This is a genomic window from Amycolatopsis sp. NPDC104819, from assembly GCF_055583145.1.
The window spans coordinates 23,413-42,988 of sequence record NZ_JBVJON010000006.1 but is presented as its reverse complement, the minus strand read 5'-3'; the positions used below and the strand labels follow the sequence as shown (position 1 = coordinate 42,988).

Below are 19,576 nucleotides of genomic sequence, written 5' to 3'. Positions count from 1 at the left end.
GTGGACCACGACATCCTCGCGTTGCTGGGTGACGTCCGCAGCGTCGCGGCGCGCCCGGCGTTCGGCATCGGCGAAGCCGACCACAGTGGACTGACCGCCTATCGCACCTTGCGCCATGAAGCTTTTGTGGCCCGGCAAGGACTCTTCGCCGGGCACGATCTCGACGACCACGACACCGACCCGCGCACCCTGGTCCTGGTAGCCAGGGACACGGCAGGCGAAGTGCTCGGCGGCGTTCGCCTCGGCCCGGCGACCGACGGCCCGGACCTCGGCTGGTGGAAGGGCGGACGGTTGGTCGTCGCGCCCGGCTCGCCACCCGGGATCGGCTCGGCCCTGGTCCGCGCGGCCTGCGCACGAGCCGAGGCCGAAGGCGCGCTGCGGTTCGAAGCGACCGTGCAGACCCGCACCGAAAAGCTGTTCACCCGGCTCGGCTGGCAGCGCGTCCGGCCGGTGACCGTCGCCGGACACGACCACGTGCTCATGCGGTGGCCGATCGGCCGGATCGCCGCACTGGCCCGCTCGACCAAGGCCGCGCTCGGCCCGCTGCTGCGCGGCATGACCGGCGTGCCCGGCTTTGTCGGCGACGACGGCGTCCCGCTACCCGGCACCGACGTCGTCGCGGCCTGCGACGCGATCATCCCGTCCATGGTCGAGCGCGACCCCGAATGGGCGGGCTGGTGCTCGGTCCTGGTCAACCTCAACGACCTGGCCGCGATGGGCGCCACCCCGACCGGCCTGCTCGACGCACTGGGCGCGCGGGACGCGTCCTTCGCCGCCCGAGTCCTCAGTGGACTGCGGAAGGCGAGCGAGGCCTACGGCGTCCCGGTACTCGGCGGCCACACGCAGTTCGGCGTCCCGGCATCCCTGTCGGTGACGGCGTTGGGACGCACCGAAGACCCGGTGCCCGGCGGCGGTGGCCAGCCGGGTGAGCGCGTCTGGCTCACCGCCGACCTCGGCGGCGGCTGGCGGCCCGGCTACACCGGACGCCAATGGGACTCGACGAGCTTCCGCCGCACCCCCGAGCTGCGTGAACTGCTCGGTTCGGTCGCGAAAGCGAGACCGAGCGCGGCCAAGGACGTCTCGATGGCCGGGATCGCGGGCACTCTCGGCATGCTCGCCGAGGCGTCCGGCTGCGGCGCGGTCTTGGACGTCGACAAAGTGCCACGGCCGCGCGAAGCGTCCACAGGGGACTGGCTGACCTCCTTCCCGGGGTTCGCGATGCTCACCGCCGGAGCGCCCGCACCCGCAGGCCCGGCGGTGACCGCGGACTGCGGCGAGCTGGTCGCGGGCGCCGGCGTCACGCTGCGCTGGCCCGACGGCGAACGGACGCCCGCCATCGACGGCGGCGTCACCGGATTGGGGAACTCATGACCACACTCAGGATGGCCGCGGCCGCTGCGCCGTTCGACCGCGACCTCGAAGGCGACTTCGCGCGCATCGAGAAGCTCGTCGGCGAGGCGAGGGCCGAGGGTGTGCGGCTGCTGGCCCTGCCCGAGGCGGCGCTCGGCGGTTACCTCGCCAACCTCGACGGCGGTGCCGAGGGCCCGCCCGCGCTGGCTGTGGACGGCCCGGAGATCAAGCGGCTGGCGGCCCTGGCCGGTGACCTCGTCCTCACGGCGGGGTACTGCGAACTCGCCGGTGGCCGCCGCTACAACTCCGCGGTCTGCGTCACCGGCGACGGTGTCCTCGGCAACCACCGCAAGGTCCACCAGCCGCTGGCCGAAAACGCCAGCTACGGGGCCGGGCGCGGGTTCGCCGCCTTCGACACGCCGGTCGGGCGCCTCGGCATGATGATCTGCTACGACAAGGCCTTCCCCGAGTCGGCGCGGGCACTGGCCCTCGACGGCGCCGAGATCGTCGTCTGCCTGAGCGCGTGGCCGGGCAGCCGGACCAACGCGGCTCCCGACCTGGCGCAGGACCGCTGGAAGCGGCGGTTCGACCTCTTCGACCGGGCGCGGGCGCTGGAGAACCAGATCGTCTGGCTCTCGGCCAACCAGTCCGGCGCCTTCGGTGACCTCCGGTTCGTCGCGAGCGCCAAGGTCGTCGACCCCGGCGGCGAGATCGTCGCCGACACCGGCGTCACGGAAGGACTGGCCGTCGCCGAGCTCGACGTCCAGGCGGCGCTCGCGACCGCGCGGCGGTCGATGGGGCACCTGGCGGACAGACGGCCCGACGCCTACCCGGTTAGTGTCCCGTGAATGGGGCAGATCCGCATCGCCGCCGTGGCCGCGCACTTCGGCCGCGACCTCGACTTCGACCTGCAGCGCATCGCGACGCTGATCGACCACGCGCGCTCGTCGGGCGCCGCGCTGCTGGTGCTGCCGGACGCGGCCCTCGGCGGGTACCTCGCCGACCTGCGCCACCCGGACCCGGACGCCCTGCCCCCGGCACTCGACCCCGGCTGCGCGGAGCTGAAGACGATCGCCGCGCTCGCCGCGGAGATGGTCGTCTGCGTGGGCTACTGCGAGGCGGACGGGCCGCGTCGCTACAACTCCGCGGTCTGCGTCACCGGCGACGGTGTGCTCGGCCGGCACCGCAAGGTGCACCAGCCGCCGGGGGAGAGCGTCGCCTACGAGCCGGGTGACGCCTTCGCCGCGTTCGACACCCCGGTCGGGCGGCTGGGCATGCTGATCGACTACGACAAGACGTTCCCCGAGTCGGCGCGCACGCTGGCGGTCGACGGCGCGGAGGTGCTCGCCTGCCTCAGCGCGTGGCCGACCAGCATCACCAACCGCGCGCCGCGGATGGCACAGGACCGCCAGTCGCGCCTGTTCGACCTCTACGACCAGGCGCGCGCGGCGGAGAACCAGGTGGTGCTCGTCTCGTCCAACCAGACCGGCGCGATGGGCGGGATGCGGTTCCTCGGCCAGGCCAAGGTGGTCGGGCCCGGCGGTGACATCCTCGCCCGCACCTGGTCCAAGGCCGGCATCGCGGTCGCCGAACTGGACGTCGGCCAGGAGATCGCGAACGCCCGGCGCGTGCTGCACCACCTGGGGGAACGCAAACCGTCGGTGTACCGGGAGGCTTGATGCGCATCGCCCTGCTGAGCTACTCCACCAAGCCGCGCGGGGGAGTGGTGCACACGCTCGCGCTGGCCGAGGCGCTGGCGGAGCTCGGCGAAGACGTCACCGTGTGGACGCTCGGCCGCGGCGGCGACGCCGGGTTCTTCCGGCCGGTCGACCCGCGGGTGCGGCTGGCGATCGTCCCGTTCCCGGACGTCGCGGGCGAGTCCGTCGGCGCGCGGATCCTGCGCTCGATCGCGGTGCTGCGGTCCGCGTTCACCCCGGCCGACTACGACGTCGTCCACGCGCAGGACTGCATCAGCGCCAACGCCGTCGACGCGTGCGTCCGGACGATCCACCACCTCGACACGTTCACGACCCTGGAGCTGGCGGCCTGCCACGAACGCGCCATCGTCCGGCCGTACGCGCACGTCTGCGTTTCGGCCTCGGTCGCGGCGGAGGTCCGCGACGGCTGGGGCATCGAGGCGACGGTGATCCCCAACGGCGTCGACTACGACCGCTTCGCCACCGCGGCCCGGTCACCGGAACGCGGGCGGTACGTGCTGGCGGTGGGCGGCATCGAGCCGCGCAAGGGGTCGCTGGACCTGCTGGAGGCGTACGCGCTGCTGGCCGAGCCGGATCTCCGCCTGCTGATCGCGGGGGGCGAGACGCTGTTCGACTACCGCGACTACCGGACGCGCTGGGAGAAACGCGCGGCCGAGCTGGGCGTCGCGCCGGTCGTGCTGGGCCCGGTCGCCCACGACGAGTTGCCGTCGCTGATGGCTTCGGCGGCGGTGTTCGCCTTCCCCTCGGCCAAGGAGGGCTTCGGGCTGGCCGCGATGGAGGCCCTGGCCGCCGGGGTGCCGGTGGTGACCCGCGACCTGCCCGTGCTGCGCGAGGTCTTCGGCGGCGCCGCCCGGTTCGCGGCCGACCCGCCCGGCTTCGCCCGGGAGCTGCGAGCCGCCCTCGACGACACCGACCCCGCGCCCGGGCGCGCGCTGGCCCGCCGCTTCACGTGGGTTGCGGCGGCCGAGGCGCATCGAGACTTCTACCGCGCGTTGTGACTGGTTCGCGTGATCAGCCGTCGAGCAGGTCCCGGCAGTGGGCGGCCGTGAACGCGGCCTTCGTCCACTATCGCTTCGACGTCGTCCAGCGGATCGTGACCGAAGCGCTGCGTGCCGTGGAGCTTGCCGAGGGCCTGCGGGACCAGCGTGTCGAGCGAGGTGCGCAAGGCGGTGCTGATGTCGTCCGCGGCGGGCACGCCGGTGCGTGGGAGCCGGTCCGCGCCGTCGCGGGCACCGGTCAGGTTCTTCACCACGGGGGAGTAGTCCACCTCCAGCGCCTGCCCGGCGGCGACCGCGTGGTGGAGGTACCGCTGAGTCAGCGCGAGGTGCACAGCGCACACCTGGTGGCCCCAGTCGGCGAGGGTGGCCGTGCCCGCCGATGCCACGGCGGTCGGCACGATCATGAGGATCACTGCTCGCATCCGTCTCCCCAGGGTTCCGGCCAAGTCGGATTCGCCGGTCGGCTCGCAGCGCGGACGGCCAGGTACACCACACCGGAGGTCGCGGTAGCGGCCTGAGAAGGTCATGAATGACTCATTCATGACCTCTGACGAGGTGAATGAGTCATTCATGACATCGCAGCGGCTCGCCGGTCACGCTCGCCCGACTTTGCCGGGACCCTGCCCCCGGTTCCGGCGATCTCCAGTATGACCTCGCCGAAGCGCCCGTGCCCACCGTCGGAAATTTCCGAAGATCGAAGCAACGTCGCCCGCTATATATCGTCTTCTGATATATGTGGACCATCGCGGAGCGAAGCATGTCCGAGCAGACGTTCCTGGTGCTGATCGCGCTCGCGGACGAGCCGCGGCACGGCTACGGGGTCGTCCAGCGGGTGGAAGAGCTGTCCCAAGGACGGGTGCGGCTGCGGGTCGGCACCCTCTACGGCGTGCTGGACCGGCTGGTCGCCGACGGCTGGGCCGAGCACGACCGGGAAGAGGTCCACCAGGGCAGGCTCCGGCGCTACTACCGGCTGACCGGCGCGGGCAGCACGGCACTGGCCGAGCAGACCCGGCGGCTGGCCGCGAACGTCGACATCGCGAGCACCGTGCTGCGGGCCCGCGGCCAGTGGCCCGGCGCGGCGGAGGTGCGCGCGTGAGCGACCCCGGGACGCACTACCGCGCGCTGGTCCGGGTGCTCCCGGCGTGGTACCGCGCCGAACGCGGCGACGAGATCGTCGGCATCCTGCTCGACCTGCACGGTGCGCGCGCCCGGGCGGCACTGCGGACCGAACTGTGGGCCCTGCTGGCGCTGGGTGTGCACACGCGGCTCGCGGGCCGGGCGGCACCCGCCCGCACGCTCGCGCTCGGCGACCTGGCGCGGATGGGTGTGCTGCTCGGCCTGCTCTGGGGCGTGCTCAGATCCGCGTCCCACGCCGGCGACAAACTCTGGATGATGATCGCGTGGCGGGGCGGAGACCTGCCTCCGTTCGTCTACACCGCACTGAGGTCCGCGCTGGTCAGGGACCTCGTCCTGCTGGCGGCGGCCCTGGTCCCGCTCGTGCTGCTGGTGGACGGCTGGCGCCGCGCGGCGCGGGTCGCCGCGGGGGCGGTGCTGGCCGCCGGGGCGCTCTGGGGGGTGACCAGGTACTCCCTCGACCTCTTCCCGGACCTGGTCGTGCACTACGCCCCGCAGTGGCTTCCGCTGGTGCTGCTGCCACTGGCCTTCCACGCCGCCGCCCCGCTGCCGTCCGCGCGGCCGTGGTGGTGGGCCGTCGGCGGAAGCCTGGTCTTCGCCGTGACGGCCGGGTACGTCTTCGCGAGCGACCTCAGCGGCCTCGCCGGGCTGTCGCCGCTCGTCTGGCTGTGCACGATCGCGGGTGCCGGATTCCTGCTGCTGCGGCGCCGCATCGGGCGCCGCGCCGCGCCGTGGGCGGTGGCGCTGGCCCTGTGCATCGCGCTGGCCGTGGCGCAGCTGCTGGTGGTGAAGCGCGGGATCGTCGTTTTCGACGTGCTCGTGGTCGTCCAGATCGGCCTGGCCGCGCTGGTGGTGGCGGCCCTGACCGTCGCCGGAATCCTCGACTACCGCCGCACCGTCGCGCCTCGCTGATTCTTCTCCGTCAAGAAAAGGGTTTTCTTTCTCATGGACACCATTCCCGTCGCGCCCTCGCGCGCCCTTTTGCCCTCGCTCGACGCGCCGTCGTCGCGGGCGAGAACCCGCTGGAACGGCCTGCTCGCACCGGCCGCCGCGGTGCTCATCGCGGTGCTGGGCTACCTGACTCGCTGGATCTGCGACGACGCGCTGATCTTCACCCGGATCGTCGAGCAGATCCTGGCCGGGAACGGCCCGGTCTATTCCGCGGGAGAACGCGCGGAACCGTCCACGAGTGCGCTCTGGCAATGGCTGCTCGCCCTCGCGGGTTTCGTCTCCGGGCACACCGACACGTCGGCGATCTCCTGGGTGCTCGGGCTGACGCTGACGGCGGCCGGCTTCGCTCTCGCGGTGGCCGCGACCCGGCGGCTGCACGACCGGCCCGGAACCTGGCTGCTGCCCGCCGGCGTGCTCGTCCTGCTCGCGGTGAACCCGGTCTGGCAGTACGCGACTTCGGGCCTGGAGACCGGGCTCAACACCTTCTGGATGGCGGCGTGCTGGTGGCTTCTGGTGCGGCTGCGGGGAACCACGTCGGCCCGGGCGACCGCCGGCGCGGCGGCGGTCATCGGGCTCGGCCCGCTCGTCCGGCCGGAACAGGCGCTGGTCGCCGCGGTCTTCCTGATCGCGCTGTGGCTGCTGGTGCGACCGGGACCCCGGGTGACGCTCGCGGCGGCCTCGGCGGCGGCCGCGCTGCCGCTGGGCTACGAGATCTTCCGCGTGGGCTACTACGGCGTCCTCGTCCCGATGCCCGCGATCACGAAGAACGCCGACGCGTCGAGGTGGGCCGCCGGGTTCGCCTACGTCACCGACTTCGCCGGCCCGTACCTGCTGTGGATCCCGCTGGTGCCGGTGACGGTGGGGCTCGCGTGGCTCCTGCGGCGGTCGCGCGCGGACCGGACCGGCCTGCTGGTGACGCTGACCCCGGTGGCGGCGGGCCTGCTGCTGCTGGGGTACGTGCTGAAGGTCGGCGGCGACTACATGCACGCGCGCATGCTGCTGCCGTCGCTGTTCCTCGTGCTGCTGCCGGTACTGGTGCTCCCGCGGTCGCGGACCACGGGCGTGCTCGCGCTGGTCGTCGCGGTGTGGGCGCCGCTGTGCGCCGGGGCGGCCCGCTACCGGGAGGCGCCGGCGGCGGTGCACTCGATCGACGACGAGCGCGCCTACTACCAGGCGTGGACCGGCCGCGAGCACCCGACGGAGTCGGCGGACTTCACGCCGGGACAGCGGAACCTGCGGGACGCGGTGGACTCCGGCGGCCGGGTGCTGGTCTACCAGGGACCGCGCGGCGAGATCGTCACGGCCCCGTTGCGCGCGGACGCGCCGGGCCGGGCGGCGGTGGTCGGCGTGTACCTCGGCACGGTCGGCGTCCTGGCGCCCGTCGACGTCGGGATCGTCGACTTCTGGGGGCTGAGCAACCCGATCGGCGCCCGGTTCGCCTTCCCGGACGGCAAGCCCGGGCATGCGAAACCGCTGGGCAACGCCTGGCTCCTCGCGGACTACGCGGAGCCGGAGGCACCGGTCTCACCCGCGGGCAACTTCGCCGTCCAAGGGGAGGTCACGCCGGAGCAGGTGGCGGCCGCCCGGCACGCACTCGCCTGCGGTGACCTCGCGGAGATCCAGCGGTCGACGCGGGAACCGCTGACGTTCGCCCGGTTCTGGACCAACCTGACCGGCGCGTGGCACCGGACCGGGGTCACCGTCCCGCCGGATCCCTTCGAAGCGGAGCGAAAGTTCTGCGGACGGTCGTGAACCGTGCCGGCAAGGGAAACCGGTGGCCTCGTTCGCCGCATCCCACGGGGCGGGCACGGCGCCGGTCAGGTGGTGCCGAAGGCGGTGCCGGTGAGCTGCTCGGAGACCTGCCATACGCGCCGGGCCGTCACGAGCCGAGCCGGCGGCGTTCAAGGGCATAGGACAGCGCGTTGACCAGCAACGCGGTGCCGGCCACGACCGTCTGGGGACCGCGCCACCGCGGCAGCGCCGTGCGTCCGGTGCCCGGCCGGGCCCGGTCGAACAGCGCCGTGCCCGGGTACAGCGTGGCGGAAAGCTGCGTCACCCAGTAGACCGACGCGGCCGCCGTGGTGACCTGCAGGCGTTCCTTCGTCCAGGCGCCGCGCCGGCCCCACAGCAGGTACGTCGCCGTGGCGCCCAGGACGGCGCCCGTGCTCATCGTCTGTGCATTGTGGAACTTCGCGTGGGGCGGCCAATCCGGGTTGTGGATGTGGGTTTCGTTCCAGTCGAAGCGGTACGACCCGCACGCCGACCAGACCGAGCTGAGCGTGAGCAGGACCTTGCCGACACTGACGTCCATGGTCTTTTCCTCCGTCAAGGGAATCAGGCGAACGAAGCCGCGTGCTCGGCCGCCCACCGGGCGAACGGCAGCGGTTCGCGGCCCAGCACCCGTCGGGCGGTGGTGGTGGCCGGGGACTCGCCGGCGGCCGAGCCGGTGATGAAGTCGATGATCGATTGTGCGACCTCGGGTGTTTCGAACCGCTCGAAGTGCTGCTGTGCCTGGGAAACCGAGAGTTCTTCGACCCGGATGGGCCGCCCGGTGGCGTCGGCGAGCAGTTCGACCTGACGTCGTTGGGACAGCAGCTCGCCGCCGGTCAGCAGCTCCGAGACGCCTTCCTTTCCGGGATCGCGCAGCGCCGCGACCGCGACGGCCGCGATGTCGCGTTCGTGGATCGGCGCGGTCGCGGCTTCCGGGTGGAGCAGCCGGACCACTCCCTCCGCGCGAACGGAGTGCGCCCAGTTGAGCGCGTTGTTCGCCAGCACCAGAGGCCGGACCGGCGTCCACGGCACGCCGGAGTCCGCGAGGATCCGCTCCACCTCCCGGTGGTGCTCGGTGATCACGTTCCCGCGGGTACCCGGGAGCAGCACGCTGCCCGAGGACATGAGCACGACGTGCTCGACCCAGGCGTCACGCGCCGCCCGGGCGAAGGTCTCGGTACCCGTCGCGGTGGCGTACAGGAACACCCGGCGCACGCCGGCCAACGCGGCCTTCAGCGTTTCCGGGGCCTCGAGGTCGGCGGCGACCACCGGAACGTCCGGCGGCAGCCCGGCTTTCGCCGGGTCGCGCACCGAGGCGCGCACGGCCTCGCCCGCGGCCGTCAGCCCGGCCAGGACATGGCGGCCGACTCCGCCCCGGGCCCCGATCACCAGCGTCGTCACGGTTTTCCTCCTTGTTCGGCTTCTTCTCCGAGCATGTCCGACCGGCGCGATGCGGGACCATTCAGTACCCGGAAGACGTCACTTAATGCTGTTTGATCGGCCTTCGTGCGACACTTCCGGCATGTTCGACGCAGTTGACCTGCAAATCCTCCACGCGTTGCAATGCTCTCCCCGGGCGCCGTTCCGGCGGATCGGGCAGCTGATCGGGGTGTCCGAGCAGACGGTCGCCCGCCGGTACGCGGCGCTCCGCAGCGAGGGAGTGCTGCGGGTGCTGGGGCGGAGCGCGCCCGCCGCGGGCCGGCACGACGAGTGGGTGGCGCGGATCCGCTGCCGGCCCGACCGGGTCGACACCGTCGCCGACGCGCTCGCCCGGCGTCCGGAGGTTTCGTTCGCCCACATCACCTCGGGCGGCGCGGAGGTCATGTGCCTGCTGCGTGCCGGCAGCGGTTCGGACGGCAACGACGTGCTGCTGCGGCAGCTGCCGAAGTCCGTTTCCGTGCTGGGCGTGCGCATCGACCTGCTGCTGCACCGGTTCGGGCCGCGCGGCGCGTCGGACTGGACCGGGTACGACGGCCGGCTGAGTCCCGCCCAGGAACGGGAGCTCCGGGACGAGCTGCCCCCGGTCGCCGGACCGCCCGTCGAACCTTCCGCCGAGGACGCCGGGCTGCTGGCCGTGCTGGCGTCGGACGGCCGCGCGACCCACGCCCGGCTCGCCCGCGAGACCGGTTCGACCAAGGCGCGGGTGGCGCGTCGGCTGGCCGCGCTGGAGACGTCCGGCGCGCTCTACTACGACGTCGACCTGCTGCCCGAGCGGCTCGGCTACCACTCCCACGCGACCATCTGGATCCGGGTCGCCCCACGGCACCTGGAAGAGGTCGGCGAAGAGCTGGCACGGCACGACGAGGTCGCCGTGACGCTCGCGGTCAGCGGGCCGGACAACCTGATGGCGGTGGTGGCCTGCCGGGACCCCGAGGCGCTCTACCGCTACCTGACGACCCGCATCGCGAAGATCCGGGCGATCGACGGCTACGAGGTCAGTGTCCGGGTGCGGCCGGTGAAGCAGGCGGGTTCCCTGGTCGCCAGCGGCCGGCTCCTGGCGGCGACATCCCTGTTCCGTGTCGAATGAAACCGTATCACTCGACGCCCCTGGGGGTAGGGTGCTCGCATGACCGCCAAGCCCAGGACCCGCGCCACCGACCGCCCGGGAGACGCGTCCCCGTTCGCGTTGGGGTTGCTGCTGCGCCGGGCGCACGCCCGCGCCGCCGGGGCGATGGCCGCCGCGATGCGGCCGCACGGGCTGGAGCTGCGGCACTTCGCCGTGCTGCTCATCCTCGTGGACCGCGGGCCGACGATGCAGCGGGACCTGGTCGAGGCGACCGGTTCGGACAAGGCCGGGGTCATGCGGGTCGTCGATGACCTCGAGGCGAAGGGGTTCGCGGTCCGCAACGCCGTGCCGGGGGACCGGCGGGTGCGCGAGGTCGAGATCACGCCGGCCGGCCTGAAGGTCTTCGACGCCGCGCACGACGACGCGCTCGCCCCGGCCGAAGAGCTGGTTTCGCACCTGCGCGCCGGTGAACCGGCGAAGCTGATGGACCTGCTGACCAGGTTCACCTATCCGCCCGGCGGCGAGGCTTAAGCCGGTCGGGCAGCACCTCCTCAGGGGACCGGGAACATGCGCTGTTTGACCGGCGGCAGGGCTTCGGCGAGGCGCAGGACCGTCCGGAAGGCGTGCCGCGGCAGGCGGGAGGTCGTCGCCGCGCCGCGGGCGTTGCGGGTGGACAGCGCCAGCGCCGCGTTGGCGTAGCCCCGCATTTCGGCTTCGTAGCCCGGCACGCCGCCGTCGCCGGCCAGGTGGCGGCACAGCGTGTCGGCGTCCCGCAGGGCCGTGTTGGCACCGATCCCGGCCATCGGAGTCATGGTGTGGATCGCGTCGCCGAGCAGGGTGACGGCCGTCGGCGCCCAGTCCGGGAGCTGCGGCATCGTCTTGAGCCGGATCGCCGCGACGGTCGCGGGATCGGTCTCGGCGATGATCCGCCGGAGCGGGGACGCCCAGGCGGCGGTCCGGTCACGGACCAGGTCGAGCAGGTCGGTGGCGCCGAGGTCGTCCGGGTAGGTCGAGCGGTCCGCGGCCCACGCCCACACCAGGTACCGTGCCTCGGCGCCGGTGTCCCATGTAGACAGGAACAGCCAGCCGGGCCGGGCGGGCACGACGTTGTTGACGGCGCCGTCGACGAGCGTCGCCGGTAGCGCGCTCGCGAGCTCGGGGGTGAGCCGGACGCGACCGGCGACGTTGACGATGCCGAGGTCCTGACGCCGGAGATCGGGCAGCCGCTGCTCGCGGACGCGGGAGTTCGCGCCGTCGGCGCCGACGAGCAGGTCCGCGTCGATCGAGTGGCCGTCGGCGCTGTGCACGCGGACGCCGTCGCCGAGGTATTCGAAACGCTCGAAGGCGGTGCCCCATCGGATGAGCTCGTCGCAGCCGAGGAGCAGGGCGTCACGCAGCGCGTCGCGGCTCACCGCCCGCCGGCGCGTGACGGGATCGGTGTTGGCCGGGGTGCCGGTGTGGTCGCGTTCGGCGAGCACCCGCAGGTCCTGGTCGTGGAAGCGGACGATGTCCGGCGCGGGCGTGGACGTCTCGACCAGCCGCGCCCAGTTCTCCTCGGGCAGGCACGCGTGCAGGGCGCGCAGGCCGTCGGCGTTGAGGTGGATGCCGTAGCTGGCGGGCCGGGCGTGCGGGGACGGGTGGCGTTCGAGGACGACGACGTCCACGCCGGCCCGGCGCAGCCCGTGAGCCAGGCACAGGCCGCCGAGCCCGGCGCCGGCGATGACGACTCGCATGAAGGTTCTCCCTTGTCAGTGTCAGGCTTCGCCGGGAAAGGCGAGCTGAGTCAGCAGGTGCAGCAGGAGCCGGACGTCGCCGAGGCCTTCGCCCAGGCGCGCGGCGACGGGCTCGGCGTTCCGGTGGGCGGTGTCGAACACGGCCGTCCCGGCGGAGGTCGGGGTGATCGTGTGCACGCGGCGGTCGCCGGGCCGCGGATCGCGGGTGACGAGCCCGGCACGTTCGAGGTCGTCGACGACGCGGACCATCGTGGCCTTGTCGCTGCCGACGGCGCCGACGAGCGCCTGCTGGCTCATCGGCCCGCCGGTGTGGAGCGCGACGAGCACGATGAAGTGCCGGAACTCCAGCCCCAGCGGCCGCAGGACGGCCAGCAGCTCCGCCGCGACGCGGTCGTGGGCGCGCCGCAGCAGCAGGCCGAGGGCGAACGGGGACTCGTCGCCCGGCCGGTCCGTCGCTCTCGCTGTCTCCAGCCGCATCGTCATGACCGAGAACGTATCAGTCGATACAACCTTGCGCAAGAACGTTTCATGTGAGACGTTTCCGGTGTGAACACGAACCAGGAAGTCCTCGCCCCGCCCGAACACGCGGCCTCGCCGCGGAAGAACCGCTGGGAAGGCATCGCGGTGACCGCCGCGCCGACGGTGGCCTTCGTGGCCGCCAACGCCGCCGGTGACCTCACCGCGGGCCTGGTGGCCGCCGCGGTGACCGCGATCGCCGCGTTCGGCTGGCGGCTGGGCCGGCGTCAGCCGGTGCGCCAGGCCGCGCTGGGCCTGTTGCTGGTCGCGGCGTGCGCGGTGGTGGCCGCCGTCACCGGTGAGGCGCGCGGGTTCTTCCTCATCCCGGCGCTCATCCCGTTCGCGGTCATCGCCGTCTGCGTGACGACCGTCCTCATCGGACGTCCGCTGACCGGGCTCCTCCTCAACCGGGTGGCCGGCGGCCCCGCTAACTGGCGCTCGGTGCCCCGGCTGCGGCGGATCCATACGGTTTCGACGCTCACCTGCGCGGCGGTCAACGTCGTCAACGGCGCGCTCCAGGTGGTCTACTACCGCGGCAACCAGCCCCTGGTCCTGGGGGTGGTGCACATCGCGACCGGCCCGGTGTTCGCCGTCATCGTGGCGGTGACGATCGCTTGCGTCCGCCGCCGCTCCTGACCGTTGCGCGCGGCAGCCTACGAGTTCCGGCGGATCGCCAGCAGCACCGTGTCGTCCGCGTACACGACGACGTCGTGCATCCGGGCGACCACCTCGCCGGGCAGCAGCGTCGCCGGATAGCTCGTGTGCGTGCCGGCCACCTCCAGCAAGCGGGCCTGGCCTTCGTCGACGTCCTTGCGGGATTCGACCAGCCCGTCGGTGTACAGCAGCAGGGTGGCGCCCGGCTCCAGGTCGACGTCGACCAGGCAGGGGCTGCCGGGGTCCGGGAAGCCGACGCCGCGGCCGACACGGGCCGGGCGGAGGAGCCTCGTCGTTCCCGCGCTGTCGGCCAGGACGGGCTCCGGGTGGCCGCCGTTGGCGAGCCGGGTGTGGCCGGTCGTGGGGTCGATGCGGGCCAGCAGCACCGTCGCCATCAGCGTGGGGGCGATCGTGGCGAGGGCGCGGGACGCGTGCGCGATCAGGTCGGCGAAGGGGCGGCCCTCCAGGGCCAGCGTGCGGATCGCGTGGGTGACGGTGAGAGCGTCCCTCGTCGAGGTGACGCCGTGGCCGACCGCGTCGACCAGGGTCACGTGCAGGTGGCCGTCGGGGAGGACGAACCAGTCGTAGAGGTCGCCGCCGGTGGGGGAGTCCGGTTCGGTCGGGGAGTAGCAGACGCCGAGCTCCAGCCCCGGGACCTCCGGCGGCGGCGGGCGCAGGGCGTCTTCCAGCTCCTGGAAGATCCGGGCGTGGGCGTTGCGGAGCTGCTCGTCGCGTTGCTCGAGCTCGACGTACATGGCCAGCACGCCGCTGTTGGTTTCCGCCAGCTCGGTGCGCAGGTCCTGCTGCTCCCGGGCCTGCGCGTCCGCGGCGGCGACGAGCGCGAGCATCTCCTGCCGGGTCGCCTGTTCGTCGTCGGCGGGCGCGGGGACCGGTCGTCGTCCGGTCGCGACCTGCCAGCCGACGGTGCCGTCGGCGCCGGCGACCGCCGGCAACGGCAGGTCGTCGAGGACCGGCCGGGACGCGGTCTCCGGCAGCCGGACGGCGACGGTGAGGACGTCCTCGGTGACGGCGGTCGTGAGGGTGACCACGCCGTCGTCACCGAGCGCCGGCTCGGTGACGAGGGTGACCGCCAGGACCAGCCGGGCGCGGTCTTCGACCGGAACCCCCGCTTCGCCGCACGCGTCGCGGACACGACGGCGCAGCGAAGCGGCGGTTCCGGCCTGCTTCAGGTCGAGTGCGGCAAGCTTCCGGTCCGGAGCCTGCTCCGGACGAGACAGAGCCACTCCTGCACTCTGGCATCCCGCCGCCGAACCGGCAGAACGGATTCAGGCGATCACGGTCACGCCGCCGGGCGCGCGGACGCCGGGCCGAGCTGCAGCACGACCGCCGTCCACGTCATGCCCACGCCGATGCCCAGCAGCAGCACGTGGTCACCCGGACCGGCCTCACCCGTGCGGAGCAGGTGCTCGAGCGCCACGATCTGGTCGCTGGCGCCCAGGTGGCCGACCCGCAGGCCCAGCTCGGTCATCGTGCGGTGCTCGGGGATGCCGAGCGGGCGCAGGATCTGCGTGTGCACCAGGCGGCGGCCGTAGTGCGGGGCGCAGATCCGGGTGATGTCGGGCAGGTCGACACCCGCGTCGGCCAGGGCCGTCTTCACGACCGCCGTGACGCCGTCGGCGTTGCGGCTGTCGACGTGGGCCGGCCCGCCGTGGCGGCCGAGCCACTGGCGCTTGCGGCTGCGGATGTCGAGGGACCGGTGGGCGGTGATGCTGGCGGAGCGGAACGGTTCGTCGCCGCGTTGCAGGCCTTCCAGGGACGGGTCGGTGTAGGAGGCGACCGCGCGGATTCGTGCCAGGCCCGGTCGGCGGGACAGCACGACCGCGCTGCCGGCGTCGCCGTAGACGATGCCCGTGTCGGTGGTCCAGTGCGGGAAGCCGGGGCCGCCGAACCGGTCGCCCGCGGTGATGAGCGCGGCCTCGTGGTCCGGGCGGCCGCGCAGCACGCTCGCCGCGACGTCCAGACCGGCGACCAGGCTGTTGCTCATCGCGCCGAGCTCGAGCGTGAGGCCCGGACCGGCGCCGACGCCGAGCTGGTCGCGCACGTAGGACGCGGCGTGCCAGAAGTCGATGCCGGGGTGGTAGATCCCGGCGTGCAGGCACAGGGTCGGCCACACCGGCTCGCCGCTCGTGGTTTCCGCCTGGCGCAACGCTTCCCGCCCCGCGCGCACGGCGAGCTCGGGGCCGGGCAGCCCGGCGACGGCGGTGGAGAGCTGGCCGGTCCGGCCGGCGTCGGCGGCGGTGAACTCGCCGGCCGCCAGGGAGACGGCGACCGGGGTCAGCGCGCCGACCTCGACGCCGATCCCGGCGAGGTGCAGGTCGTCAACGCGCATCGGCGGCCACCTCCGGCAGCGCGGCTTCGATCTCCGACAGGGTGTCGTCGAGGTGGAGCGGGGGAGCGGAGACGCACCCGGCGGCGGCGAGCTCGGCGGCGACGGCTCCGGGGCTTCCCGCGGCGAACCGGTGGAAACCCGCGAAGCGGGCCGGACCGGCGCCCGGAACGGCGATGGCCAGGTGCGCCCAGCCGGTTTCCCGGTCCCACCGCACGACCAGCCGGGCGGACCCGGTGGTGGCGGGCTCGCTGAGCACCTGTGTCAACGTCGTGGCGGTCAAGCAACTTCCTTTCGGCACGGCAAAACAGCCCGCACCACGGGGCGCGCGCTGGCCGGGGGGATGGCGGGGACGCGTCGTCGGGCCCCGGTGAACGGCGAGAAACCTACCGTGATGATCATGCGACGCTTGGGGCCACCCCGATACACAGAGTGATCGCACCGACTGCTACGCGATCGGATTTGCCGAAGTCAACTCGGTTTCACCGGTTGGTGATCATGAAGATCCTTCGGGTGTTCGTCACTCTGAGTAGTAGCCGCGCGCTGAGGAAGCCCGCGCGACCGGCGCCTCCCCGGCGGCCGCCGCCGGACCCCGGCCGGCGGCGGCCGTCGGCTCAGCCGCAGTGCTCCGTGCGCTCCTGGTCGGTCATCGGGGCGGTGTGCTGGGTGATGTCGCCGGTCGAGCCGGGGACCGGGCCGTCCGCGTCGAAGTCCTGGTACCAGATGTAGTGGTCGTAGAACCGGTCCGGGAAGTGCATCTCGTAGGTGCCGTGCACCTTCTGCATCTTCGGCGCGCGCTCCACCCAGCCCTTTTCCCCGGGCCGGACGTCGACGTTGGTCGCCTGTCCTTCGGTGTGCGAAGACTCCCATGTGTGCTGGTAAGACGTCTCGATGGACACCTTGAACACTTCCGAGAACCCGTATTCGGCCGAAAGGGAGACGCCGAAGCTGTTCGACTCGCCGGTGGTGTCGGACCAGTTCACCGTGCTGCGCTGCAGATCTCCGGTGCAGTTGTAGGCCGCCTCGCCGACCTGGTGCCCGGCCCCGGTGTGTTCCTCCGGCGGGCCCGCCGGGTGGAACACGCACGAGTCCGTGCCGTTGTCGCACTTGTCGAGCAGTTCCCGCGCGGTGGGCTGGCCGTCGGCCGACGCGCCGGGTGCGGTGAGCACGAGCCCGGCCGCGGTGAGCAGGCCGAGGCCCGCCGCCGTCCATGCGGTGCGCTTGCTGGTCATGGTGGTCACTCCTTCGCTCAGCTGAAACCGATGGACTGGGTGCGGTCGTCCATGAAGGACCCGACGTTGCCGGTGTTCTCCTTGAACGGGCCGTCGCGGTCGCCGCCGAGATTGGGCTCCGGGTAGAGCCAGATCCAGCAGTCGCCCCACGGCTGCACGGACGAAATCTTGTTCTTCCAGTCGTCACCCAGGTCGAACTGCCAGTTGACCCAGCCGTCCTTCTTGCACAGTTCGGGTCCGGTGATGGTGAGCGAGTTCCCGCTGTAGTCGGGACCGTCGAAGAAGGTGCCCTGCACGACCTGCCCGTCCGCCTCCGCGTCGGCCACCGAGCGCTGCGTTCCCGTGGAACAGTGCTGCACACCGGTTTCCGAGTTCAGCACGCAGTGCCGGGTGACGTCCGCGGCCGCGGCGGGAACGGCGCCGAGCAGGGAAACGGCCGATGCCGCCGCCGCGGCCGTCATGGCTTTTCTGGCCCAGGTGTTCGCCATTGTGGTTCCTTTCTCCGGAATCGGAAAAGAATCTTCGTCCTCGAAAGTACGTCGAGGCGGACGAAGCGTCGCGACCATTGCCCGCCGGACCTTCCGGGTCTGCCCCATTCCCCTGAGGACACTGCCGCCGGACTGCGCGCGAAACGTGACCGGGGTACGCTGCGCCGGCCGGGTGGGCCGGCTAGGGGTTTTTGCAGACTTCCGCCGCCGAAGCGGGATCCGGGCGGGCGGCGCGGTAGAACCGGTGCATGGTGAGTACGGAACCCGGCGTCGTCGACTTCCCGCGGCGGGCGCCCGGCCAGGTCACGCCGCCCGATGGCTACGCGGATCTGCGGGCCCGGCCCGGGCTCTGCCGCACGATGCTGCCCGGTGGAACTCCCGTCTGGCTGGTCGCGCGGCACGAGGACGTGCGGGCCGCGCTGACCGATCCGCGGCTCAGCTCGGATCCGGCGAAGCCCGGTTTTCCCGCCACCGGCGGGGCTCCCGAGGCGCTGCCCGGGTGGTTCGTCGCGATGGACGCGCCCGAGCACACGCGGTTCCGGAAGCTGCTCATCCCCGAGTTCACCGTGCGGAAGGTGCGGGACCTGCGCCCGGGCATCCAGCGGGTCGTCGACGAGCGGATCGACGCCATGCTCGCCGCCGGGAACTCCGCCGACCTCGTGTCCGCCTTCTGCCTGGTGCTGCCCTCGCTCGTCATCTGCCAGCTGCTCGGCGTGCCCTACGAAGACCACGAGCACTTCGAGTCGCGCACGCGGGTCCTGGTCAACCTGGCTTCGACCGCGCGGCAACGGGAAGTGGCGCTGGGTGAGATCAACACCTACCTCACCGAGCTCATCGCGACCAAGCGCGAGCAGCCCGCCGACGACCTCATCAGCCGGCTGCTCGCCGGCGGCGCGCTGGACGACGCCGAGCTGCTCGGGGTCGCCATGCTGCTGCTGGTCGCCGGGCACGAGACGACCGCCAACATGCTTTCCCTCGGCGTGGTCACGCTGCTGAACAATCCACAGTGGATCGGTCATGACGGCGTCGTCGAAGAGCTGCTGCGGTTCTACTCCATCTCCGACGTCGTCAGCCTGCGCGTCGCCACCGAAGACCTCGAGATCTCCGGCCAGCTCATCCGCCGCGGCGAAGGGGTCGCGCCGCTCGGGCTGGCCGCCGGGCACGACGGCACCGTGTTCGAAGACGCCGGTGAGTTCTGCCCGGCCCGCTCGGCGCGCCACCACGTGGCGTTCGGGTACGGGATCCACCAGTGCATCGGGCAGAACCTGGCGCGGCTGGAGATGGAGGTCGCCCTGGACACGCTGTTCGCGCGGGTGCCGCGCCTGCGCCTGGCCGTGCCGTCCGACGAGCTCGAGTTCAAGCACGACGGAGTCCTCTTCGGACTCTACGAACTACCGGTGCGCTGGTAGCTCAGGCGGTCCGGACGTTCACGCCTTCGCGCTCGATCTCGGCGGCCACCGTCGAGTCGATGCCGCCGTCGGTGATGAACGTGTCCACTTCGGACAGCTCGGCGAAGCGGGCGAAGTGGTCGTTGCCGACCTTGGTGTGGTCGGCCAGCAGCACCACGCGGCGGGCGCCGGCGATCGACGCGCGCTTCACCATGGCTTCCGCCGGGTCCGGGGTGGTCAGGCCGCGCTCGACGGACAACCCGTTGGTGGCCATGAAGGCGACTTCGACGAACGTCTCGCTCAGCGAGTGCAGGGCCCACGAGTCGACCGACGCCAGCGTGCGCGCCCGCAGGCGGCCGCCGACCAGCATCACCGTCAGGTTGGGCCGTTTGGACAGCGTCAGCGCGATGTTCACGGAGTTGGTGACCACGGTGAGGTTGCAGTCGATCGGCAGCGCCTCGGCCAGGTGCGCGGTGGTCGTGCCCGCGTCGAGCAGGATCGCGCCCTCCGCCGGGAGCTCGGCGAGCGCGGCCTTGCCGATCCGCTTCTTTTCCCCCGTCATCACGCTTTCGCGGGTGTTCAACGCGGGTTCGAAGCCGAGCCGCTCGATGGGGATCGCCCCGCCGTGGACGCGGCGCAGCGACCCGTGGCGCTCGAGGGTGGTGAGGTCGCGGCGGATCGTTTCCGTCGTCACCGCGAACTCGCCGGCCAGCTCGGCCACGTCGACCCGGCCGTTGGAGCGCGCTCGCTCGAGGATCAGCTGCTGACGCTCTTCCGCGTACACCCGCGAC

General features: G+C 72.5%; 22 protein-coding genes. 11 read left to right on the top strand and 11 right to left on the bottom strand.

The features are described from left to right. Genes ACZ63E_RS19575 through ACZ63E_RS19560 form a run of 4 tightly spaced genes read left to right on the top strand, consistent with a single transcriptional unit; the run spans position 1 to position 4,066 of the window. Positions 1-1,371, top strand: a complete 1,371-nt coding sequence (locus tag ACZ63E_RS19575; protein WP_465337539.1) for an MSMEG_0567/sll0787 family protein — start codon at positions 1-3, stop codon at positions 1,369-1,371. Next, positions 1,368-2,198 carry a carbon-nitrogen hydrolase family protein gene (locus tag ACZ63E_RS19570; RefSeq protein ID WP_465337538.1) on the top strand — a complete coding sequence of 277 codons (831 nt, stop codon included), beginning with the start codon at positions 1,368-1,370 and terminating at the stop codon, positions 2,196-2,198. Before ACZ63E_RS19575 ends, ACZ63E_RS19570 begins: the two co-directional genes overlap by 4 nt. Continuing rightward, positions 2,199-3,029, top strand: a complete 831-nt coding sequence (locus ACZ63E_RS19565; RefSeq protein ID WP_465311359.1) for a carbon-nitrogen hydrolase family protein — start codon at positions 2,199-2,201, stop codon at positions 3,027-3,029. After that, positions 3,029-4,066 (top strand): MSMEG_0565 family glycosyltransferase, encoded by a 1,038-nt coding sequence (locus tag ACZ63E_RS19560; protein ID WP_465337537.1) that lies wholly within the window; start codon positions 3,029-3,031, stop codon positions 4,064-4,066. The genes ACZ63E_RS19565 and ACZ63E_RS19560 overlap by 1 nt, the downstream gene beginning before the upstream one ends. Here the strand turns inward: ACZ63E_RS19560 and ACZ63E_RS19555 are convergent. Further along, entirely contained in the window at positions 4,051-4,488 is a 438-nt protein-coding gene (locus tag ACZ63E_RS19555; RefSeq protein ID WP_465337536.1) for a hypothetical protein, read from the bottom strand. The genes ACZ63E_RS19560 and ACZ63E_RS19555 overlap by 16 nt on opposite strands. Positions 4,489-4,823: 335 nt before the next feature. Between ACZ63E_RS19555 and ACZ63E_RS19550 the strand changes: the two genes are divergently transcribed. The 3 genes from ACZ63E_RS19550 to ACZ63E_RS19540 are packed head-to-tail and all read left to right on the top strand — an operon-like array spanning position 4,824 to position 7,903. After that, positions 4,824-5,162, top strand: coding sequence for a PadR family transcriptional regulator (locus ACZ63E_RS19550; protein ID WP_465337535.1), 339 nt, complete (start codon positions 4,824-4,826; stop codon positions 5,160-5,162). Continuing rightward, on the top strand, positions 5,159-6,112 hold the full coding sequence (locus ACZ63E_RS19545; RefSeq protein WP_465337534.1) for a hypothetical protein: 954 nt from the start codon (positions 5,159-5,161) through the stop codon (positions 6,110-6,112). The genes ACZ63E_RS19550 and ACZ63E_RS19545 overlap by 4 nt, the downstream gene beginning before the upstream one ends. A gap of 33 nt (positions 6,113-6,145) precedes the next feature. Beyond that, positions 6,146-7,903: an arabinofuranosyltransferase AftB family protein gene (locus tag ACZ63E_RS19540; RefSeq protein ID WP_465337533.1), complete on the top strand. Its 1,758-nt coding sequence runs from the start codon at positions 6,146-6,148 to the stop codon at positions 7,901-7,903. A 127-nt stretch (positions 7,904-8,030) separates the two neighbouring features. On the opposite strand, the gene ACZ63E_RS19535 is transcribed toward ACZ63E_RS19540, so the two are convergent. Together ACZ63E_RS19535 and ACZ63E_RS19530 are read right to left on the bottom strand one after the other, a co-directional pair. Further along, positions 8,031-8,462 carry a DUF6640 family protein gene (locus ACZ63E_RS19535; RefSeq protein WP_465337532.1) on the bottom strand — a complete coding sequence of 144 codons (432 nt, stop codon included), beginning with the start codon at positions 8,460-8,462 and terminating at the stop codon, positions 8,031-8,033. 23 nt (positions 8,463-8,485) lie between these two features. Further along, complete coding sequence (locus ACZ63E_RS19530; protein ID WP_465337530.1) at positions 8,486-9,322, bottom strand: NAD(P)H-binding protein; 837 nt, start codon at positions 9,320-9,322, stop codon at positions 8,486-8,488. A gap of 121 nt (positions 9,323-9,443) precedes the next feature. Between ACZ63E_RS19530 and ACZ63E_RS19525 the strand changes: the two genes are divergently transcribed. Continuing rightward, positions 9,444-10,448 carry an Lrp/AsnC family transcriptional regulator gene (locus ACZ63E_RS19525; RefSeq protein WP_465337529.1) on the top strand — a complete coding sequence of 335 codons (1,005 nt, stop codon included), beginning with the start codon at positions 9,444-9,446 and terminating at the stop codon, positions 10,446-10,448. A 39-nt stretch (positions 10,449-10,487) separates the two neighbouring features. Then, positions 10,488-10,958 (top strand): MarR family winged helix-turn-helix transcriptional regulator, encoded by a 471-nt coding sequence (locus tag ACZ63E_RS19520; RefSeq protein ID WP_465337528.1) that lies wholly within the window; start codon positions 10,488-10,490, stop codon positions 10,956-10,958. Positions 10,959-10,978: 20 nt separating this feature from the next. Here ACZ63E_RS19520 and ACZ63E_RS19515 read toward each other — a convergent pair whose 3' ends face one another. Together ACZ63E_RS19515 and ACZ63E_RS19510 are read right to left on the bottom strand one after the other, a co-directional pair. Then, positions 10,979-12,160 (bottom strand): FAD-dependent oxidoreductase, encoded by a 1,182-nt coding sequence (locus ACZ63E_RS19515; protein ID WP_465337526.1) that lies wholly within the window; start codon positions 12,158-12,160, stop codon positions 10,979-10,981. Between the two features lie 21 nt (positions 12,161-12,181). Continuing rightward, positions 12,182-12,643, bottom strand: a complete 462-nt coding sequence (locus tag ACZ63E_RS19510; protein WP_465337525.1) for a MarR family winged helix-turn-helix transcriptional regulator — start codon at positions 12,641-12,643, stop codon at positions 12,182-12,184. Between the two features lie 63 nt (positions 12,644-12,706). Here ACZ63E_RS19510 and ACZ63E_RS19505 point away from each other — a divergent pair, with 63 nt between their 5' ends. Then, the gene (locus ACZ63E_RS19505) at positions 12,707-13,312 is read left to right on the top strand and encodes a DUF3159 domain-containing protein (RefSeq protein ID WP_465337524.1); all 606 of its coding nucleotides are present in this window, start codon (positions 12,707-12,709) and stop codon (positions 13,310-13,312) included. A gap of 17 nt (positions 13,313-13,329) precedes the next feature. On the opposite strand, the gene ACZ63E_RS19500 is transcribed toward ACZ63E_RS19505, so the two are convergent. The 5 genes from ACZ63E_RS19500 to ACZ63E_RS19480 form a co-directional block, all read right to left on the bottom strand. Continuing rightward, the gene (locus ACZ63E_RS19500; protein ID WP_465337523.1) at positions 13,330-14,574 is read right to left on the bottom strand and encodes a PP2C family protein-serine/threonine phosphatase; all 1,245 of its coding nucleotides are present in this window, start codon (positions 14,572-14,574) and stop codon (positions 13,330-13,332) included. A 56-nt stretch (positions 14,575-14,630) separates the two neighbouring features. Then, complete coding sequence (locus ACZ63E_RS19495; RefSeq protein ID WP_465337522.1) at positions 14,631-15,680, bottom strand: ketoacyl-ACP synthase III family protein; 1,050 nt, start codon at positions 15,678-15,680, stop codon at positions 14,631-14,633. Further along, positions 15,670-15,960 carry a hypothetical protein gene (locus ACZ63E_RS19490; RefSeq protein WP_465337520.1) on the bottom strand — a complete coding sequence of 97 codons (291 nt, stop codon included), beginning with the start codon at positions 15,958-15,960 and terminating at the stop codon, positions 15,670-15,672. Before ACZ63E_RS19490 ends, ACZ63E_RS19495 begins: the two co-directional genes overlap by 11 nt. A 331-nt stretch (positions 15,961-16,291) precedes the next feature. Beyond that, positions 16,292-16,909 carry a hypothetical protein gene (locus ACZ63E_RS19485; RefSeq protein WP_465311377.1) on the bottom strand — a complete coding sequence of 206 codons (618 nt, stop codon included), beginning with the start codon at positions 16,907-16,909 and terminating at the stop codon, positions 16,292-16,294. Positions 16,910-16,926: 17 nt separating this feature from the next. Beyond that, a complete protein-coding gene (locus ACZ63E_RS19480; RefSeq protein ID WP_465337519.1) occupies positions 16,927-17,397 on the bottom strand; it encodes a hypothetical protein in 471 nt (156 codons plus the stop codon). A 248-nt stretch (positions 17,398-17,645) separates the two neighbouring features. On the opposite strand from ACZ63E_RS19480, the gene ACZ63E_RS19475 reads away from it, so the two are divergent. Next, on the top strand, positions 17,646-18,806 hold the full coding sequence (locus ACZ63E_RS19475; protein WP_465337517.1) for a cytochrome P450: 1,161 nt from the start codon (positions 17,646-17,648) through the stop codon (positions 18,804-18,806). A gap of 1 nt (position 18,807) precedes the next feature. Here ACZ63E_RS19475 and ACZ63E_RS19470 read toward each other — a convergent pair whose 3' ends face one another. Continuing rightward, positions 18,808-19,569, bottom strand: coding sequence for a DeoR/GlpR family DNA-binding transcription regulator (locus ACZ63E_RS19470; protein ID WP_465311380.1), 762 nt, complete (start codon positions 19,567-19,569; stop codon positions 18,808-18,810). Positions 19,570-19,576 lie beyond the last annotated feature (7 nt).

What these genes read in the sequence shown, in the direction of transcription:
- ACZ63E_RS19510 (WP_465337525.1), bottom strand. Translation starts at nt 12,643, where the DNA reads ATGACGATGCGGCTGGAGACAGCGAGAGCGACGGACCGGCCGGGCGAC.
- ACZ63E_RS19550 (WP_465337535.1), top strand. Translation starts at nt 4,824, where the DNA reads ATGTCCGAGCAGACGTTCCTGGTGCTGATCGCGCTCGCGGACGAGCCG.
- ACZ63E_RS19495 (WP_465337522.1), bottom strand. Translation starts at nt 15,680, where the DNA reads ATGCGCGTTGACGACCTGCACCTCGCCGGGATCGGCGTCGAGGTCGGC.
- ACZ63E_RS19480 (WP_465337519.1), bottom strand. Translation starts at nt 17,397, where the DNA reads ATGGCGAACACCTGGGCCAGAAAAGCCATGACGGCCGCGGCGGCGGCA.
- ACZ63E_RS19560 (WP_465337537.1), top strand. Translation starts at nt 3,029, where the DNA reads ATGCGCATCGCCCTGCTGAGCTACTCCACCAAGCCGCGCGGGGGAGTG.
- ACZ63E_RS19475 (WP_465337517.1), top strand. Translation starts at nt 17,646, where the DNA reads ATGGTGAGTACGGAACCCGGCGTCGTCGACTTCCCGCGGCGGGCGCCC.
- ACZ63E_RS19515 (WP_465337526.1), bottom strand. Translation starts at nt 12,160, where the DNA reads ATGCGAGTCGTCATCGCCGGCGCCGGGCTCGGCGGCCTGTGCCTGGCT.
- ACZ63E_RS19540 (WP_465337533.1), top strand. Translation starts at nt 6,146, where the DNA reads ATGGACACCATTCCCGTCGCGCCCTCGCGCGCCCTTTTGCCCTCGCTC.
- ACZ63E_RS19570 (WP_465337538.1), top strand. Translation starts at nt 1,368, where the DNA reads ATGACCACACTCAGGATGGCCGCGGCCGCTGCGCCGTTCGACCGCGAC.
- ACZ63E_RS19565 (WP_465311359.1), top strand. Translation starts at nt 2,199, where the DNA reads ATGGGGCAGATCCGCATCGCCGCCGTGGCCGCGCACTTCGGCCGCGAC.
- ACZ63E_RS19525 (WP_465337529.1), top strand. Translation starts at nt 9,444, where the DNA reads ATGTTCGACGCAGTTGACCTGCAAATCCTCCACGCGTTGCAATGCTCT.
- ACZ63E_RS19520 (WP_465337528.1), top strand. Translation starts at nt 10,488, where the DNA reads ATGACCGCCAAGCCCAGGACCCGCGCCACCGACCGCCCGGGAGACGCG.
- ACZ63E_RS19485 (WP_465311377.1), bottom strand. Translation starts at nt 16,909, where the DNA reads ATGACCAGCAAGCGCACCGCATGGACGGCGGCGGGCCTCGGCCTGCTC.
- ACZ63E_RS19555 (WP_465337536.1), bottom strand. Translation starts at nt 4,488, where the DNA reads ATGCGAGCAGTGATCCTCATGATCGTGCCGACCGCCGTGGCATCGGCG.
- ACZ63E_RS19535 (WP_465337532.1), bottom strand. Translation starts at nt 8,462, where the DNA reads ATGGACGTCAGTGTCGGCAAGGTCCTGCTCACGCTCAGCTCGGTCTGG.